Annotated in this window: 16 protein-coding genes; 2 read left to right on the top strand and 14 right to left on the bottom strand. The window is 48.4% G+C overall.

What is annotated here, in order from left to right; all coding sequences use genetic code 11:
- Positions 1-182: 182 nt before the first annotated feature.
- Entirely contained in the window at positions 183-1973 is a 1791-nt protein-coding gene (locus SHD_RS14750) for an acyl-CoA dehydrogenase C-terminal domain-containing protein (protein WP_023267855.1), read from the bottom strand.
- Positions 1974-2199: 226 nt separating this feature from the next.
- Here SHD_RS14750 and SHD_RS14745 point away from each other — a divergent pair, with 226 nt between their 5' ends.
- Complete coding sequence (locus SHD_RS14745) at positions 2200-3048, top strand: D-hexose-6-phosphate mutarotase (RefSeq protein WP_039978492.1); 849 nt, start codon at positions 2200-2202, stop codon at positions 3046-3048.
- 95 nt (positions 3049-3143) lie between these two features.
- Here the strand turns inward: SHD_RS14745 and SHD_RS14740 are convergent, their stop codons facing one another.
- The 11 genes from SHD_RS14740 to yceD form a co-directional block, all read right to left on the bottom strand.
- The gene (locus tag SHD_RS14740; RefSeq protein ID WP_023267853.1) at positions 3144-4019 is read right to left on the bottom strand and encodes an NAD(P)-dependent oxidoreductase; all 876 of its coding nucleotides are present in this window, start codon (positions 4017-4019) and stop codon (positions 3144-3146) included.
- Positions 4020-4360: 341 nt separating this feature from the next.
- Entirely contained in the window at positions 4361-4840 is a 480-nt protein-coding gene (locus SHD_RS14735) for an acyl-CoA thioesterase (protein ID WP_011623149.1), read from the bottom strand.
- A 116-nt stretch (positions 4841-4956) separates the two neighbouring features.
- Positions 4957-5325 (bottom strand): hypothetical protein, encoded by a 369-nt coding sequence (locus SHD_RS14730; protein ID WP_039978490.1) that lies wholly within the window; start codon positions 5323-5325, stop codon positions 4957-4959.
- Between the two features lie 177 nt (positions 5326-5502).
- The gene (gene fabF, locus SHD_RS14725; RefSeq protein WP_039978489.1) at positions 5503-6741 is read right to left on the bottom strand and encodes a beta-ketoacyl-ACP synthase II; all 1239 of its coding nucleotides are present in this window, start codon (positions 6739-6741) and stop codon (positions 5503-5505) included.
- Positions 6742-6948: 207 nt separating this feature from the next.
- Positions 6949-7182, bottom strand: coding sequence for an acyl carrier protein (gene acpP, locus SHD_RS14720; RefSeq protein ID WP_006081231.1), 234 nt, complete (start codon positions 7180-7182; stop codon positions 6949-6951).
- Between the two features lie 163 nt (positions 7183-7345).
- Positions 7346-8092: a 3-oxoacyl-ACP reductase FabG gene (fabG, locus tag SHD_RS14715; protein WP_011623152.1), complete on the bottom strand. Its 747-nt coding sequence runs from the start codon at positions 8090-8092 to the stop codon at positions 7346-7348.
- Between the two features lie 9 nt (positions 8093-8101).
- Positions 8102-9028, bottom strand: a complete 927-nt coding sequence (gene fabD / locus SHD_RS14710; protein WP_023267850.1) for an ACP S-malonyltransferase — start codon at positions 9026-9028, stop codon at positions 8102-8104.
- Between the two features lie 104 nt (positions 9029-9132).
- On the bottom strand, positions 9133-10092 hold the full coding sequence (locus SHD_RS14705) for a beta-ketoacyl-ACP synthase III (RefSeq protein ID WP_023267849.1): 960 nt from the start codon (positions 10090-10092) through the stop codon (positions 9133-9135).
- Between the two features lie 9 nt (positions 10093-10101).
- The gene (gene plsX / locus SHD_RS14700; RefSeq protein WP_023267848.1) at positions 10102-11130 is read right to left on the bottom strand and encodes a phosphate acyltransferase PlsX; all 1029 of its coding nucleotides are present in this window, start codon (positions 11128-11130) and stop codon (positions 10102-10104) included.
- 15 nt (positions 11131-11145) lie between these two features.
- Positions 11146-11316 carry a 50S ribosomal protein L32 gene (gene rpmF, locus SHD_RS14695; protein WP_011072715.1) on the bottom strand — a complete coding sequence of 57 codons (171 nt, stop codon included), beginning with the start codon at positions 11314-11316 and terminating at the stop codon, positions 11146-11148.
- Between the two features lie 17 nt (positions 11317-11333).
- Positions 11334-11858 carry a 23S rRNA accumulation protein YceD gene (gene yceD / locus SHD_RS14690; protein ID WP_023267847.1) on the bottom strand — a complete coding sequence of 175 codons (525 nt, stop codon included), beginning with the start codon at positions 11856-11858 and terminating at the stop codon, positions 11334-11336.
- 286 nt (positions 11859-12144) lie between these two features.
- Between yceD and SHD_RS14685 the strand changes: the two genes are divergently transcribed.
- The gene (locus SHD_RS14685; protein ID WP_023267846.1) at positions 12145-12732 is read left to right on the top strand and encodes a Maf family protein; all 588 of its coding nucleotides are present in this window, start codon (positions 12145-12147) and stop codon (positions 12730-12732) included.
- Positions 12733-12892: 160 nt separating this feature from the next.
- Here the strand turns inward: SHD_RS14685 and SHD_RS14680 are convergent, their stop codons facing one another.
- Positions 12893-13567 (bottom strand): HAD-IA family hydrolase, encoded by a 675-nt coding sequence (locus SHD_RS14680; protein ID WP_052031044.1) that lies wholly within the window; start codon positions 13565-13567, stop codon positions 12893-12895.
- Positions 13568-13679: 112 nt separating this feature from the next.
- Positions 13680-14639 carry a 23S rRNA pseudouridine(955/2504/2580) synthase RluC gene (rluC, locus tag SHD_RS14675; protein ID WP_039978508.1) on the bottom strand — a complete coding sequence of 320 codons (960 nt, stop codon included), beginning with the start codon at positions 14637-14639 and terminating at the stop codon, positions 13680-13682.
- Positions 14640-14668 lie beyond the last annotated feature (29 nt).

Here is a 14668-nt window from a genome sequence, read left to right as displayed (position 1 = left end):
ATTGTAAAGAGAGTCCATTCGTTAGGTGTGGATATAGCGGCATGGCTCTTAGTGCATAGTTCTTAGTATCTGGGTCTTAGTGCATAGCTCTTACTGAATAACGCAGAATGAAAGCCATCTTAATAAAAAAGCCAGCATCACGCTGCTGGCTTTGACGGGTTGTAACACTTTGAAGGTAAAACTTAAAAAATCGCCTCATCGAGTGTAGTTAGCATCTCACTCGCCTGCTCCAATTGTTTACGCAGGCTGCGGCTCTGCACGGCCCAATACGCCATATAAAAGTCCGCCGTTTTCAGTTTAGCCTGGTAAAAGTCAGCCTCTTGTGTGCCGTTTTCGAACGCAGTCAGGGCAATCTTAGCCGTACGCGCCCACATCCATGCAAGGGCAGTAATGCCAAATAACTCGAGATACGCCATTGATGCCGCGCCGATAATGTCGGGATTACTCGCCGCATGGGTCGCTATATAACCGCTCGCCTTTTGTAAATCGGTGGCGCAATCCATTAGCCCACTGATATAGGGCTGCATTTGCGGATCTCTGCCCTGTGATTGAATAAACTCAGTCACTAGTGCAGACCATTGTTGCATGGCAGCGCCGCGATCACTCAGCAATTTACGCCCAACTAAATCGAGCGCCTGAATACCGTTAGTGCCTTCATAAATCAAGGCGATACGGCTATCACGCACAAATTGCTCCATTCCCCACTCATGGATATAGCCATGGCCACCAAACACTTGTTGGGCATCCACACAGGCGTTAAAACCACGATTTGTGATAAAGCCTTTCACCACTGGCGTAAATAACGCCGCTAACTGGGCAGCCACCTTCGCCTTGGCAGGATCGCTATGGCGCTCTGCTTCATCGAGCCAAAGCGCCTGCTGGCCAACGAGTGCCCGAGCACCTTCATTAAAGGCTTTTTGCGATAACAACATCCGGCGTACATCACCGTGAACCAAAATCGGATCGGCAGCTTTTTCAGGCGCTTTAGCGCCACTAATGGCGCGGCTCTGCAATCTGTCCTTGGCATAGGCCAAGGCATTTTGATAGGCGATTTCGGACACGCCTAATCCCTGCATCCCGACACCCAGGCGTGCTTGGTTCATCATGGTAAACATGGCGCGCAGCCCTTGGTGGGGTTCTCCCACTAACTCACCGAGTGCACCCTCAAATACCATCACACAGGTTGAGTTACCGTGGATGCCCATTTTGTGTTCAAGCCCACTGGCATAGAGGCTGTTCGCCTCACCTAAACTGCCATCACTGTTCACTAACACTTTAGGCACGGCAAACAGCGAAATGCCCTTAACCCCTTCGGGCGCATCGGGCAAGCGTGCTAACACTAAGTGCACTATGTTATCGGTAAATTGATGGTCACCCGAGGAGATAAAAATCTTCTCACCAGTGATCGCAAAGTAGCCGTCCGCCGCAGGCACGGCCTTAGTACGCAATAGTGCTAAGTCGGTTCCGGCATGGGATTCGGTTAGGTTCATGGTGCCAGTCCATTCACCACTCACTAATTTCGCTAGATACTTCTGTTTAAGTGCCTCACTGCCGTGGGCATGAATGGCCGCATAGGCGCCGTGGGTAAGGCCGGGATACATGGCAAAGGCCATGTTGGTCGAGGTTTGCATCTCGGTGGCGAAAATACCGACCACTTCGGGCAGTCCTTGACCACCATAGGCGGGATCGCAGGTCAGTGTTGGCCAGCCATTGTCGACAAACTGCTGATAGGCGTCGGCAAAACCTTCGGGGGTAACCACTTTGCCATCCACGAGTTTGCAGCCCTGCACGTCCCCTACACTATTTAACGGCAACATGACCTCAGTACTGAAATCCGCCATACCCTGTAGGATGGCATCGACCAAATCGGGGTCGATTTCATCGAAGCCTTTTAGGGCATCTTGCTGATAAATATGCAACATTTCATCGAGGATAAATTGATAGTCACGTAGTGGTGCTTGATAGACTGGCATAATCGCTTCCCTTTCATTTTTATGACAATTGACAAAGTGCTCTGACCACTTTAGCTAAATCTGTTGAAAAAGGAAGCATCTGGACCTTGGTACAATGACTTTTGTTTGCACAATCGAACAGCAAAACCGTAAATTGATCGCAACAAAGGCTTATGCTCAAGTGCAAAAGTTTGTAAGCTAAGTGCCTGTATTGCTGATACGTCATCAGGTTGAGGATATTGTTACTATGGGTTCTGTTACCACCAAAAAACACGCAAACGGGCTCGATTATGTCGAAGTGAACACTGCGTTATGCCAAGCAAGGATTTTTTTACAGGGCGCGCAAATCGACCATTTTCAACCCGTAGGTAAGCCCCCCTTGTTATGGGTGTCTTCGGCGGATGACTATCAACCCGGTAATGGGATCCGTGGTGGCGTGCCCGTCTGCTGGCCTTGGTTTGGCATGAGCAATCAGGCAAATTTTCCGCAACATGGTTTTGCCCGTACCCGTATTTGGACACTTGAGTCGGTTGAAATGCGTAATCAACTGGTAGATTTGCGTTTCAGCTTAACGATCAGTGAAGAAGATAAGGTCTTTTGGCCGCACCATACCCAAGTCAACGTCCTCTTTACCTTAGGTGAAACCCTAAGTATCAGCTTAGTTAACACTAACCTCGGCAATGTGCCCGTTACGCTCACTCAAGCACTACACAGCTATTTTCCAATTGAAGATATTCACCAGCTTAAAGCCACTGGCTTTAGTGGCGCTCAATATATTGAGTTTGCCGAAGGGCCTTACCCGCAAACGACAGATGATGTGCTATTCGACCGCGAAACCGACCGCGTTTACACCAACCTAGGCCCGGTACAACACTTACATACGCCCCAAGGTGTGATTGAAGTGAGCCGCGAAAATAGCCACTCGGCCGTACTGTGGAATCCTTGGATTGAAAAATCAACTCGCCTTGCCCGCTTTAATGACGAAGACTATCTAACCATGGTGTGTTTAGAAGCTGCCAATGTGCTTGAAGATAAATTAACGCTGGCTCCCGGCGAGAGTCACAGTTTAGTCACCCATATTCGCTGGGCAGACTAATCCGTCTTTATCCCCCATCAATGCAAAAGCCCAGTGCATGACTGGGCTTTTTATGCCATCAAATTCACGATGGTCATCTGTTTGGCAATCACCGCCTACTTAGTGTTTTTCTCAAAACGCGCTAATAAGCTTGAGGTGTCCCAACGATTACCGCCCATGGCTTGAACTTCAGAATAAAACTGATCCACTAACGCAGTTAACGGTAAGTGCGAACCATTACGGCGAGCCTCTTCTAGGGCAATACCTAAATCCTTACGCATCCAATCGACGGCAAAACCAAAATCATAGTTTTGTGCCCACATGGTTTTGTAGCGATTTTCCATCTGCCAGCTTTGCGCCGCGCCTTTACTGATCACTTCAACCACTTTTTCACCGTCAAGGCCTGCTTTGCGGGCAAATTGCAGCGCTTCGGCAAGGCCTTGAACGACACCAGCGATACAAATTTGGTTGACCATCTTAGTGAGTTGGCCTGCACCCACCTCACCTAAACGCTCGGCGCAGCGCGCAAAGGCGTCAATTACGGGCTTAACACGCTCGAACACGGCTTGATCGCCCCCGACCATCACGGTCAGCACGCCATTTTCAGCGCCAGCTTGGCCACCCGATACCGGCGCATCGAGAAAATCGATGCCTTTTTCGGCCAGCACTTTATGTAATTCACGGGCTACATCAGCAGAAGCCGTCGTATGGTCCACCAATACTGTGCCAGGCGCCATACCATGGATCACGCCATCATTGCCTAATACCACTTCACGCAAGTCGTTATCGTTGCCTACGCAGGTAAACACAATATCTTGGCCGATAGCCGCCTCTTTGGGCGTTGGGCAGCAGCGACCGCCGTAGTTCTCGACCCAAGCTTGTCCCTTAGCAAAAGTGCGGTTATACACAGTAACCTCATGGCCCTTTTTGAGTAAGTGTCTTGCCATGGGGTAACCCATTACGCCTAAACCAATAAATGCGACTTTTGCCATGAGGAATTCCTTTAATTGATAAACAAGATGAAACGTTTTACACCGCACATTTGCCCTGCGTTCATTAACACTACTCAATTGACAACACTGAATTGACAAAATGGACTAACGACACGCAGAACGCGCGCTTATGTTACTCCGAGAAAGACCCGACCTAAACTTAAAAAATGCGAGCAAGTGTTTCAACTTAAAGGATCAATCCGTAATAAAAAACGCTGGCGGCAGTGTAGCACTCGCTTAGGCGAGCGTCAGAGCAATAATGCCCTTAGCAGCAAACGCTGTGTTCGACAGAAACAACAAAGGCGCACATCGGCGCCTTTGTTTTGTATCACAAGCCAAAATCACTTTTGCACGTGGGCTTCCATTTCGGCGCCAATTTTCTTGCGCATCTCCATTAAACGCAGCGCAGAATCACGCAGATGAATATCATGCTCAGTCTGCGGCACCCATTCAGGCACAGGTGTCGGTTGCCCGTTTTCATCCACGGCCACCATGATAACGATACAGTGAGTCGTGAGATGGCGCTCAGAAACCTTAGGATCCCCTGCCCGCACATCAATACCGATATGCATCGAGGTCTTGCCGGTATAAATCACCTTAGCGCTAACTTCGACAATATTGCCAACGAGGATCGGCTGTACAAATCGAATTCCCCCCGCATAGGCAGTTATGCAATATTTACCACTCCAACCCGCAGCGCAGGCATAGGCCGCAAGGTCAATCCATTTCATCACAGCGCCGCCGTGAACCTTACCACCAAAATTCACATCTGCGGGTTCTGACAAAAATCTCAGGGTAATTTGTCTATCGATACCAGCCATATAACCTCAACTTATTCAGCCTCTGTGGCTCAATGATTTTGCAATAAGTTGAGTTTACGATAGAAATGCGCAATAGCGTAAAGATAATTGCGATTGTCCCAGTGAAGAGAACCGATTTAGCCAAAGTAACTTATCAGCCCACAGGAGAGTAATAATCCCGGCAACGCTAGACGATATAACCACAACTGCAATTGGCTGCTAACAAAGCGAGTGCCCTTGCCATAAGTGTAAATACCCAACCCCGCCAAAAACAGCCCAATCACTTCAAATCCCGATGACATATGGTTGCTGCCACCGACACTGATGGCGGTCACCAACAACGCAAACCACACCAGCACATATGCGGCAATGGCAAAAGTGAAGGTCTTCATGCCGATATCCATATTGGGATGCCAAACTTTGGATTCACCACGGATAAGTTCGGTCAAATTTGCGGTTACGGCGCCAACGATTGGCACAAGCGGGATCACCAGAGGGTTTAACATGACAAGCATCCTTTTAAGCGATATATGCCTGTCATTATCGGCGGCAAGCTGGATTAAACAAGCTTGATGAACAAAGGTTAACTATTTGGATATCAGCACGTTAGAAAGTGATATTCGGCACAATTCGGGCATAAAAAATGCGCCAATAGGCGCATTTTTTATCGAGCTAACCGCAGTTTAGACTTTCTTAAACAGCAATGAGCCGTTAGTGCCACCAAATCCGAAGGAGTTACATAGAGCGTACTCTAATTTCACATCGCGAGCAGTGTGCGCAACGAAGTCTAAATCACAGCCTTCGTCTGGATTATCGAGGTTGATGGTCGGTGGTACGGCTTGGTCGCGCAGCGCAAGCAGGGTGAAAATCGCTTCTACTGCACCCGCAGCGCCCAGCAAGTGACCCGTCATAGACTTAGTCGAACTGACCAGCAGGTTGTAGGCATGATCGCCAAACACAGATTTCACTGCTGCCGCTTCGGCTTTATCGCCCGCAGGCGTTGAAGTGCCGTGGGCATTGATATAACCAATTTTTTCAAATGGCAGCTTGGCATCATTCACCGCATTGACCATAGCCGCAGCAGCGCCCGCACCATCGCTTGGTGGCGATGTCATATGGAACGCATCACCGCTCATACCAAAGCCGACGAGTTCGCCATAAATGGTCGCGCCGCGCGCCTTAGCGTGCTCGTATTCTTCCATCACCATCACACCCGCGCCATCGCCGATGACAAAACCATCACGGTCTTTATCCCATGGACGGCTGGCTGCCGTTGGGTCATCGTTACGGGTCGACAGCGCTTTAGCTGCGCCAAAACCACCCACGCCTAATGGACAAGTGACGTCTTCGGCGCCACCAGCAACCATCACGTCGGCATCGCCATAGGCGATAGTACGTGCCGCAAAACCTATGTTGTGCACACCGGTAGTACAAGCGGTCGTGACGGCAAAGTTAGGGCCTGTCATGCCGTACATAATCGATAAATGGCCAGCAATCATATTGATGATGGTGCTTGGCACGAAGAAAGGCGAAATCTTACGGGGGCCACCGCTTAAGAGTGCGCTGTGGTTTTGTTCGATTAACCACATGCCGCCCATGCCCGCACCAATTGCGGTACCGACGCGGCCAGGATTTACTTTGCTCATATCCAGACCCGAGTCTTGGATAGCTTGGATGCCCGCAGCCATACCATATTGAATAAAGAGGTCCATTTTACGGGCGTCTTTCTTGGTTAAGTACTGCTCAACATCAAAATCTTTTACAGAACCACTGAAACGAGTGGTGAATTCGCTGGCATCAAATTTGGTTATAGGTGCAATACCACTCTTACCCGAAAGCAGCGCCTTCCAAGTAGTATCGACAGTATTACCCACGGGAGTTACTAACCCTAAACCGGTTACCACTACACGACGTTTAGACACGGCAGTCACCTTTTAATGCTAAATAGATAAGGTTATGACAGATAACGGTGTTTCTATCATAAAGAGTCTTCGCCAATCTGCGGCGAGCATCTCATGGACAAATGCAACACAGCTTCCAGAGACGATTGAATGGCACTATTGCAGAATTGGGCGGAGCTAAAACAAAAACAGGCGGCATATTTGCCGCCTGTTCTCTAGAATTCAGAATTACTGATTCTTAGAAACGTAATCGATCGCTGCTTGAACAGTAGTGATCTTTTCAGCTTCTTCATCAGGGATCTCGGTATCAAACTCTTCTTCCAGAGCCATAACCAACTCAACAGTGTCCAGAGAATCTGCACCCAGATCGTCAACGAAAGATGCCGCTGGTTTAACGTCTTCTTCTTTAACGCCCAGTTGCTCTACAATGATTTTCTTTACACGTTCTTCGATGTTGCTCATTAGTTTTCTTTCCTATTCAAATTACGCACTTGCGTAAGATTGCGAGTAGTTTATTAGATTTGGCTGACAATGCAAGCTTAGTTTTCGTGGTCTAACCACGAAATTTAGCGACCAATTGATACAGATCACTACTCAGTTGCGACAGTATCCCTGCCATCCGCCCTTAAACCATGTACATTCCGCCATTCACATGCAAGGTCTCGCCTGTGATATAAGCGGCAGAATCCGACGCTAAGAAGAGTACGGCATTAGCAATTTCTTGCGCTTGCCCTAATCGTTCCATCGGAACCTGAGACATGATAGCTTTTTGCTGATCTTCGGTCAGCTCATCAGTCATATCGGTCTGGATAAATCCAGGAGCGATAGCATTAACTGTAATTTGACGAGATGCAACCTCTCTTGCAAGAGATTTTGTAAATCCGATCAAACCAGCTTTTGCTGCCGAGTAGTTAACTTGACCTGCATTGCCCATAGTGCCTACCACTGAACCGATATTGATGATCCGGCCGAAGCGCTTTTTCATCATGGTACGCATCACAGGTTTTGATAGTCTGAATAATGATGTCAGGTTGGTATCGATGATATCGTTCCATTCATCATCTTTCATTCGCATCAGCAAGTTATCACGGGTGATACCCGCGTTGTTGACTAGAATATCAACATCACCCGCTTTTTCTTTGATCGAATCGAATAAATCGGTGACGGATTGACTATCGGTAACATTAAGCACTAAACCAAAACCTTTGTCACCCAGATATTCTTGAATTGCTGCGGCGCCCTTCTCACTTGTGGCAGTTCCAACCACAATCGCACCGGCTTCGACTAAGGTTTCGGCAATCGCGCGGCCAATACCACGACTCGCGCCTGTCACTAAGGCAACTTTGCCCGCTAAACTCAGATTGATACTCATACAAACTCCTTATTCAGTTAACGCGGCAAGGGATGCAACGTCATTAACTGCTTGGGCAGAAAGAGATTTATTAATGCGTTTCGCAAGGCCTGTCAATACTTTACCTGGGCCACACTCAACTAACTGGGTAATGCCTTTTTCGGCCATTAATTCAACGGTTTCGCTCCAGCGCACTGGGCAATACAGTTGACGAACCAGCGCATCTTTTATGTCGGCAACCGCAGTAGGCGATGCCACATCTACGTTATTGATAACAGTGATGCTTGGCGCATTAAACTGCACATCGTTTAACGCAAGGGCTAATTTATCAGCGGCAGGTTTCATTAATGCGCAGTGTGATGGCACGCTGACAGGCAACGCTACCGCCATTTTGGCGCCCGCCGCTTTACAGGCCGCAGCGGCACGTTCAACCGCGTCTTTTTGACCGGCGATAACCACTTGGCCTGGGCTATTGAAGTTAACTGGACTCACTACTTCGCCATGGGCGGCTTCAATACACGCATTAGCAATACCGTCATTATCCAGACCGATAATCGCGTACATGGCGCCAGTACCGGCTGGCACGGCTTGCTGCATCAGTTGACCACGTAGTTCAACCAGTTTGATCGCATCTTTAAAGTCGATGACACCAGCACAAACTAATGCAGAATATTCACCTAGGCTGTGACCCGCTAACATCGCTGGCATGGCCTTACCAGAAGCAACATAGGCACGCCAAATCGCCACACTTGCGGCTAATAAGGCAGGCTGGGTTTTATCGGTTTCATTTAGGGTTTCAACGGGGCCATCTTGCACTAATGCCCACAGATCATACCCTAACACCTCACTCGCTTCGGCAAAGGTTTGTCCCACAATTGGCTGCGCACCAGCCAGCTCGGCTAACATGCCTAGAGCCTGTGAACCTTGGCCTGGGAATACAAAAGCTACATTTTCCATATCAAATTACCTATGGCGAACTTAATTTATTGAACACTAAATCGTTATCTTGGACAGCAAACCAAGATAACGATAGTTAGGAATTTAGTCGTATCCAGATACGGTTAAAAACGGACGAGCGCACTGCCCCACGCAAAACCGGCACCGAAGGCTTCGAGCAGCAATAGCTGACCACGTTGGATCCGGCCATCACGCACGGCTTCGTCTAAGGCAATCGGTACCGACGCCGCCGAGGTATTACCGTGTTTGGCAAGGGTTAACACCACTTTATCTAAGCTCATGTCTAGCTTTTTCGCCGTGGCATTAATAATGCGGAAGTTAGCCTGATGGGGAACCAACCAGTCGATTTCCGACTTGTCGATATTATTCAGGCGTAATGTTTCAGTGACTACATGGGATAACTGAGTCACCGCCACTTTAAAGACGTCATTGCCTTTCATAGTCATAAAGCCAACCGCCTCAGAGGTTTCCCCCTGACGAGGTGGGAAGGCGCACTTAAGCAAGTCACCTTGACGACCATCGGCATAAATATGGGTTGAAATAATCCCGGGCTCATCGGAAGCGCCGATAACCGCCGCCCCTGCACCATCACCAAATAGGATAATAGTAGTGCGATCTTCTGGCTCACACAGACGCGATAATACGTCAGCGCCAATCACGAGGACTTTTTTCGCGGTACCATTTTTAACGAATTGGTCCGCCACGGATAAGGCATACACAAAACCTGAACAAGCCGCCGCAATATCAAAGGCTGGAATGGTATGTACGCCGAGCATGGCTTGAATTTCGCAGGCCGCCGCAGGGAACGCATTTGCCGCACTTGTGGTGCCACAAATGATCATATCTAACTCTGATGCTTCTATGCCGGCCATCTCGAGCGCCCTTAATGCCGCCTGATAGCCCATAGTTGAGACAGTTTCGTCTTGCGCCGCGATGCGACGCTCTGAAATACCTGTACGTTCAACAATCCATTGGTCACTGGTTTCCACCATTTTTTCCAAATCTTGATTGCTACGCACCTGCACTGGCAGATAACTACCAGTTCCGAGAATTTTTGTATGCATAAGGAGGAATCAGTTATTTATATCTAAAAGAATCGACTCCAAACGATCTTTTATCATTTCGGGGAGTCGACGTTGCGCTTCAGTCACTGCCAAACTAATTGCTTGTAAATAGGCAGTTTCATCCGCATTTCCATGGCTCTTTACAACTATGCCGCGCAATCCTATCAGACTTGCACCATTATAGTGGTCGGGGTTCATCTGGCTGAGGACCGCCTGAATGCGTGGGGCGATGAGTTTTGCCAAAAAACGCACGAAGAAACCTTGGGTTAGGCCACGTTTTAACTGATGAACCAATAACTTGGCAATGCCTTCAGAGGTTTTGAGCGTGATGTTACCCACAAAACCGTCACAAACGATCACATCCACATTGCCCGAATAGATTTCATCACCTTCGATAAAGCCGGTGTAATTAATCTGATCGGTGTTTTGTAGTATTTGCGCCGCTTGTTGAACCTGATCGTTGCCTTTGATTTCTTCTGTGCCCACATTAAGGAGTGCAACTTTAGGGCGGGATTTTTTATCCACTGCCTCGCACAACACAGAGCCCATCACGGCAAATTGGAAAAGCGTTTCTGAATCGCAGGAGATATTGGCACCTAAGTCCAATAAATAAACTGGCTTTTGCGTGACCGAGGGTAAACAACTGACCAACGCGGGTCTGTCTACACCGGGCAAGGTCTTCAATAACACCTTGGCCATGGCCATCAAGGCACCAGTATTGCCAGCACTCACACACGCAGCAGCTCGTCCGTCACGCACCAATTCAATCGATAAGCGCATCGAACTATTTTTGCGGGTACGTAAAGCGTGCACGGGTCTATCGGACATGCTCACCACTTCATCGGTGTGAATGACTTCAATACGTGAGAGTAACGGTTGTTCTGCTTGACGCAGATAGACATCAATTTCAGTCTTATCGCCGACTAAAATGATTTTAAGGGAAGAGTGAGATTTTAGTGCCCGCAAGGCTGCAGGCACCGTGACGTGGGGGCCATGATCGCCACCCATCGCATCTAACGCGAGCGTCAGACTCGTCATTAGGAAACCAACAAATTACTTGTTGATTACCTTTTTACCGCGATAGAAACCATCAGCAGTCACGTTGTGACGCATATGGACTTCACCGCTGGTAGCGTCAACAGACAGCTGAGCAGTGCTCAGTGCGTCATGTGAACGGCGCATACCGCGCTTAGAACGAGATTTTTTATTCTGTTGTACAGCCATTGGCCCTGTCTCCTAGATTACTTGCTCTTCAGTTTTTCTAACACTGCAAACGGATTTGGACGCTCCTCTTGAGCGGGTTCGATCTCGCCTACAACTATGTCCATTGACCCGATGTTGCAATCAGTTTCTTCATGCATCGGGATGATAGGCATAGCGACTATCAATTCATCTTCGATCAATTGATGCAGACGTACTTCGCCAATCTCATTGCACTCAATTGGGTCATACGCATCCGGGAGCTCATCGATTTCTGCCTTAGTCCGGCATGGACCGAAGCAAAACTCGACCGTAACCTCAGTGGTAAATAGCGTCATGCAACGTTGACAAACCAGAGTGAGCTCCGTCACAGCCTTCCCTTTCAGGTAGACTATCCCCTGCAAATCTACGCCACATTCAATCGACACTGCCACATCGGAACAGTCGCCGGCACATAACTCATTTAATCTTCTCAATTGCTGCCCAGGCACTATCCCCTCATAGGTAGAACGGCTCGAGGCGGCGCGAAAAGGATCAATTGAAACCGGTATCTTTACTGTTTGCATAAGGCGCGCATATTATAGTTTGAAAACGCTAGAGTCAAAGAAAAATTTCTAACTTAAGTCCCAGTTTGCGACTTAAGTGATTCTCTAGCCCCAACATTGAAATTAACGGAAGCGAAATTTTACCCAAGCACGGGGCGGCGCACAAGCGTAAGCCGGCTAAAATAGCCGCACTCATCGTAAGAATCCCCGATTACCGTCCCAAAGTCATGCAATCTGCCACCACTCGCTTGCATTCAAGCGGCCAGGTTAGCGACAATAAGTCAGGTTTTCTTATGGATTTTTACCAATGACGCCCCAGTTAATCCTCGCTTCCACCTCTGTTTACCGACAAGCACTATTACAAAAGTTAGGCTTAGCCTTTGAGACTTGCAATCCAGATATCGATGAAAGCCCCATGGCAAATGAGTCCGCCCAAGACTTAGTCTTAAGGCTTGCCAAAGCCAAGGCCGAGGCAGGAGCGAGCCATTTTCCACAGGGATTAATTATAGGCTCAGATCAAGTCGCCGTGATTGACGGCAAAATTATTGGTAAACCATTAAATCGAGACAATGCGATCAAGCAGCTCAGCCAGGCCTCGGGCAAAGCAATCACCTTTTATACCGGTCTTGCGCTCTATAATGCCAAGACTGAAGAAGTGACAGCTCAGGTCGAACCTTTCACCGTGCATTTTCGTCACCTGACTGCCGCGCAAATCGCCGCTTATGTCGATAAAGAGCAACCTTTTTATTGTGCGGGTAGCTTTAAGAGCGAAGGCTTCGGAATTGCCTTGTTTAATCGCTTAGAAGGCCGAGACCCTAACACCCTTATTGGGCTGCCCTTAATACTGTTAACTGAAATGCTGCTCACTCAAGGAATCGATGTCTTAGCCGACTAGCGTGAAGCGGTTATTAAGGTGGCATGACGCTAGTGCAGCCCGAGATGGGCAAGCGAGATGACACTTGCCCATATCGCTTGCTCAAATGATTCAAAAAGCATTTGGATTACTCACGGTACAAGTTTTTAGTGCTCATTAATCTGCACTAATGAGTTAATCACTATAAATGCAGCAAGAGTTTTTCTGGGGAATCAATTAAGGCGATAGGATTGGCTTGCAGGAGCATTGCTTCATTATGGGCGCCGTAAGTGACACCCACAGCGTCAATCCCTGCATTCGCCGCCATAGTCAAATCCAACAAAGAGTCTCCGACCATCAAGGCTCGTTCTGGCTGAACGCCTAACTCCTGCAGCAGACTTAAGATCATTTCAGGATGGGGTTTACTCTGCGCCTCATCGGCGCAGCGAGAAGCAATAAAATAGTGACCTAAGCCGGATTGCTCCCACACGCGCACTAAGCCAGCTCTCGCCTTCCCCGTCGCGACGGCAAGTTGATACCTAGCCGTTGATAATGATTCGAGTAATTGGGGGGCTTGGTTAAAAATCGGCGTTGGCGTGGTATCAAGGTGCAAATACTGCATCTTGAACTCGGCGCGCATCTTCATATAGCAATCATCTGTGCCCACAAGCGCTTGAGTTGCGCCCGCTTGTGCTGCGCTGCTTGCAGATCCGATACGCGGCGGCACTGAAGTCAAACCTGCGGGAAATAACACCTGTAACGCCTGCGTCATCGACAAGCCAATCACATTGCGGATATCCGCTTCTGAAGGCACAGGCAACGCCAGCGCCCTTGCCATATTCTCAATGCAAACAATAATCTTGCCGATGGAATCCATTAACGTGCCATCCCAATCAAAAATCACTAAATCATATTTTCGTTGGGTTGAATGGCTCACTGACACTTTTATGCTCTCAGGTTATCCGTAGGTAATTGGTGCAGAAAAAACGCTAAGCGCGCTTTAACTTGCTTAGCAGTTGCTGCAAATTATCATCAAGCGGCGCAGAAACTCGCATCACTTCATCGTTTTCAGGATGAATAAACATTAACTCTGCCGCATGTAAAAACAGTCGAGTCAGCCCCTGTGCGCGCATACTGTCATCAAACGCCTGCTCGCTGTATTTTTCATCACAGGCGATGGGATGTCCCATATATTGGCAATGCACCCGAATTTGGTGGGTACGGCCTGTTACAGGGCTCGCCTGCACAAGCGTACAACCTTGATAACGCTGTACAATTTTAAAACGCGTTTCAGAAGGTTTACCTTCGGCATTGACTCGAACGATACGTTCGCCCGACTTAAGCGTCAGTTTTAACAATGGTTGTTTAACCACTTTATCTTGCGCCGACCACTCACCTTTAACTAAGGCTAAGTAATCCTTCTGCATCTTTTTATAACGCAATTGGTCATGCATATGCTTAAGCGCGCTGCGTTTTTTCGCCACCAGTAACACGCCCGAGGTGTCTTTATCGAGACGGTGAACCAGTTCTAAAAACTTTTGTTGCGGACGTAAGGAACGCAATGCTTCAATCACACCATAATCGACGCCACTGCCACCATGCACCGCAATACCCGCAGGTTTATTCAATACAATCAGATGATTATCTTCATGCAAAATACGGTCTTCAAGCTGTGACACTCTGCTCAAGTTAGCAGAAGGCGCGGTACGATTGTCCTGCTCAGCCATTCTGACCGGCGGCACGCGAACCACATCACCGATTTGCAATTTGTACTCGGGTTTAATGCGTTTTTTATTCACCCGAACCTCGCCCTTACGAACGATACGGTAAATCATGCTCTTAGGAACGCCCTTGAGCACTGTGATTAAAAAATTGTCGATTCGTTGGTCGAGGTGGTCTTCGTCAATCGTGATCAACTGCACCTGTAGCTGTGGAGATTCTGTATTCATGATGTGCCATCTGCTTAAAACGGCGGCCA

This window comes from Shewanella decolorationis S12, from assembly GCF_000485795.1.
Classification (GTDB): Bacteria; Pseudomonadota; Gammaproteobacteria; order Enterobacterales; family Shewanellaceae; genus Shewanella; species Shewanella decolorationis.
The sequence above is the reverse complement of the archived record's forward strand: the minus strand, read 5'-3'. Positions and strand labels throughout refer to the sequence as shown.

What these genes read in the sequence shown, in the direction of transcription:
- plsX (WP_023267848.1), bottom strand. Translation starts at nt 11,130, where the DNA reads ATGACGAGTCTGACGCTCGCGTTAGATGCGATGGGTGGCGATCATGGC.
- SHD_RS14740 (WP_023267853.1), bottom strand. Translation starts at nt 4,019, where the DNA reads ATGGCAAAAGTCGCATTTATTGGTTTAGGCGTAATGGGTTACCCCATG.
- SHD_RS14685 (WP_023267846.1), top strand. Translation starts at nt 12,145, where the DNA reads ATGACGCCCCAGTTAATCCTCGCTTCCACCTCTGTTTACCGACAAGCA.
- SHD_RS14680 (WP_052031044.1), bottom strand. Translation starts at nt 13,567, where the DNA reads ATGGATTCCATCGGCAAGATTATTGTTTGCATTGAGAATATGGCAAGG.
- SHD_RS14735 (WP_011623149.1), bottom strand. Translation starts at nt 4,840, where the DNA reads ATGGCTGGTATCGATAGACAAATTACCCTGAGATTTTTGTCAGAACCC.
- SHD_RS14750 (WP_023267855.1), bottom strand. Translation starts at nt 1,973, where the DNA reads ATGCCAGTCTATCAAGCACCACTACGTGACTATCAATTTATCCTCGAT.
- acpP (WP_006081231.1), bottom strand. Translation starts at nt 7,182, where the DNA reads ATGAGCAACATCGAAGAACGTGTAAAGAAAATCATTGTAGAGCAACTG.
- fabD (WP_023267850.1), bottom strand. Translation starts at nt 9,028, where the DNA reads ATGGAAAATGTAGCTTTTGTATTCCCAGGCCAAGGTTCACAGGCTCTA.
- fabG (WP_011623152.1), bottom strand. Translation starts at nt 8,092, where the DNA reads ATGAGTATCAATCTGAGTTTAGCGGGCAAAGTTGCCTTAGTGACAGGC.
- rpmF (WP_011072715.1), bottom strand. Translation starts at nt 11,316, where the DNA reads ATGGCTGTACAACAGAATAAAAAATCTCGTTCTAAGCGCGGTATGCGC.
- yceD (WP_023267847.1), bottom strand. Translation starts at nt 11,858, where the DNA reads ATGCAAACAGTAAAGATACCGGTTTCAATTGATCCTTTTCGCGCCGCC.
- SHD_RS14730 (WP_039978490.1), bottom strand. Translation starts at nt 5,325, where the DNA reads ATGTTAAACCCTCTGGTGATCCCGCTTGTGCCAATCGTTGGCGCCGTA.
- SHD_RS14705 (WP_023267849.1), bottom strand. Translation starts at nt 10,092, where the DNA reads ATGCATACAAAAATTCTCGGAACTGGTAGTTATCTGCCAGTGCAGGTG.
- rluC (WP_039978508.1), bottom strand. Translation starts at nt 14,639, where the DNA reads ATGAATACAGAATCTCCACAGCTACAGGTGCAGTTGATCACGATTGAC.
- SHD_RS14745 (WP_039978492.1), top strand. Translation starts at nt 2,200, where the DNA reads ATGGGTTCTGTTACCACCAAAAAACACGCAAACGGGCTCGATTATGTC.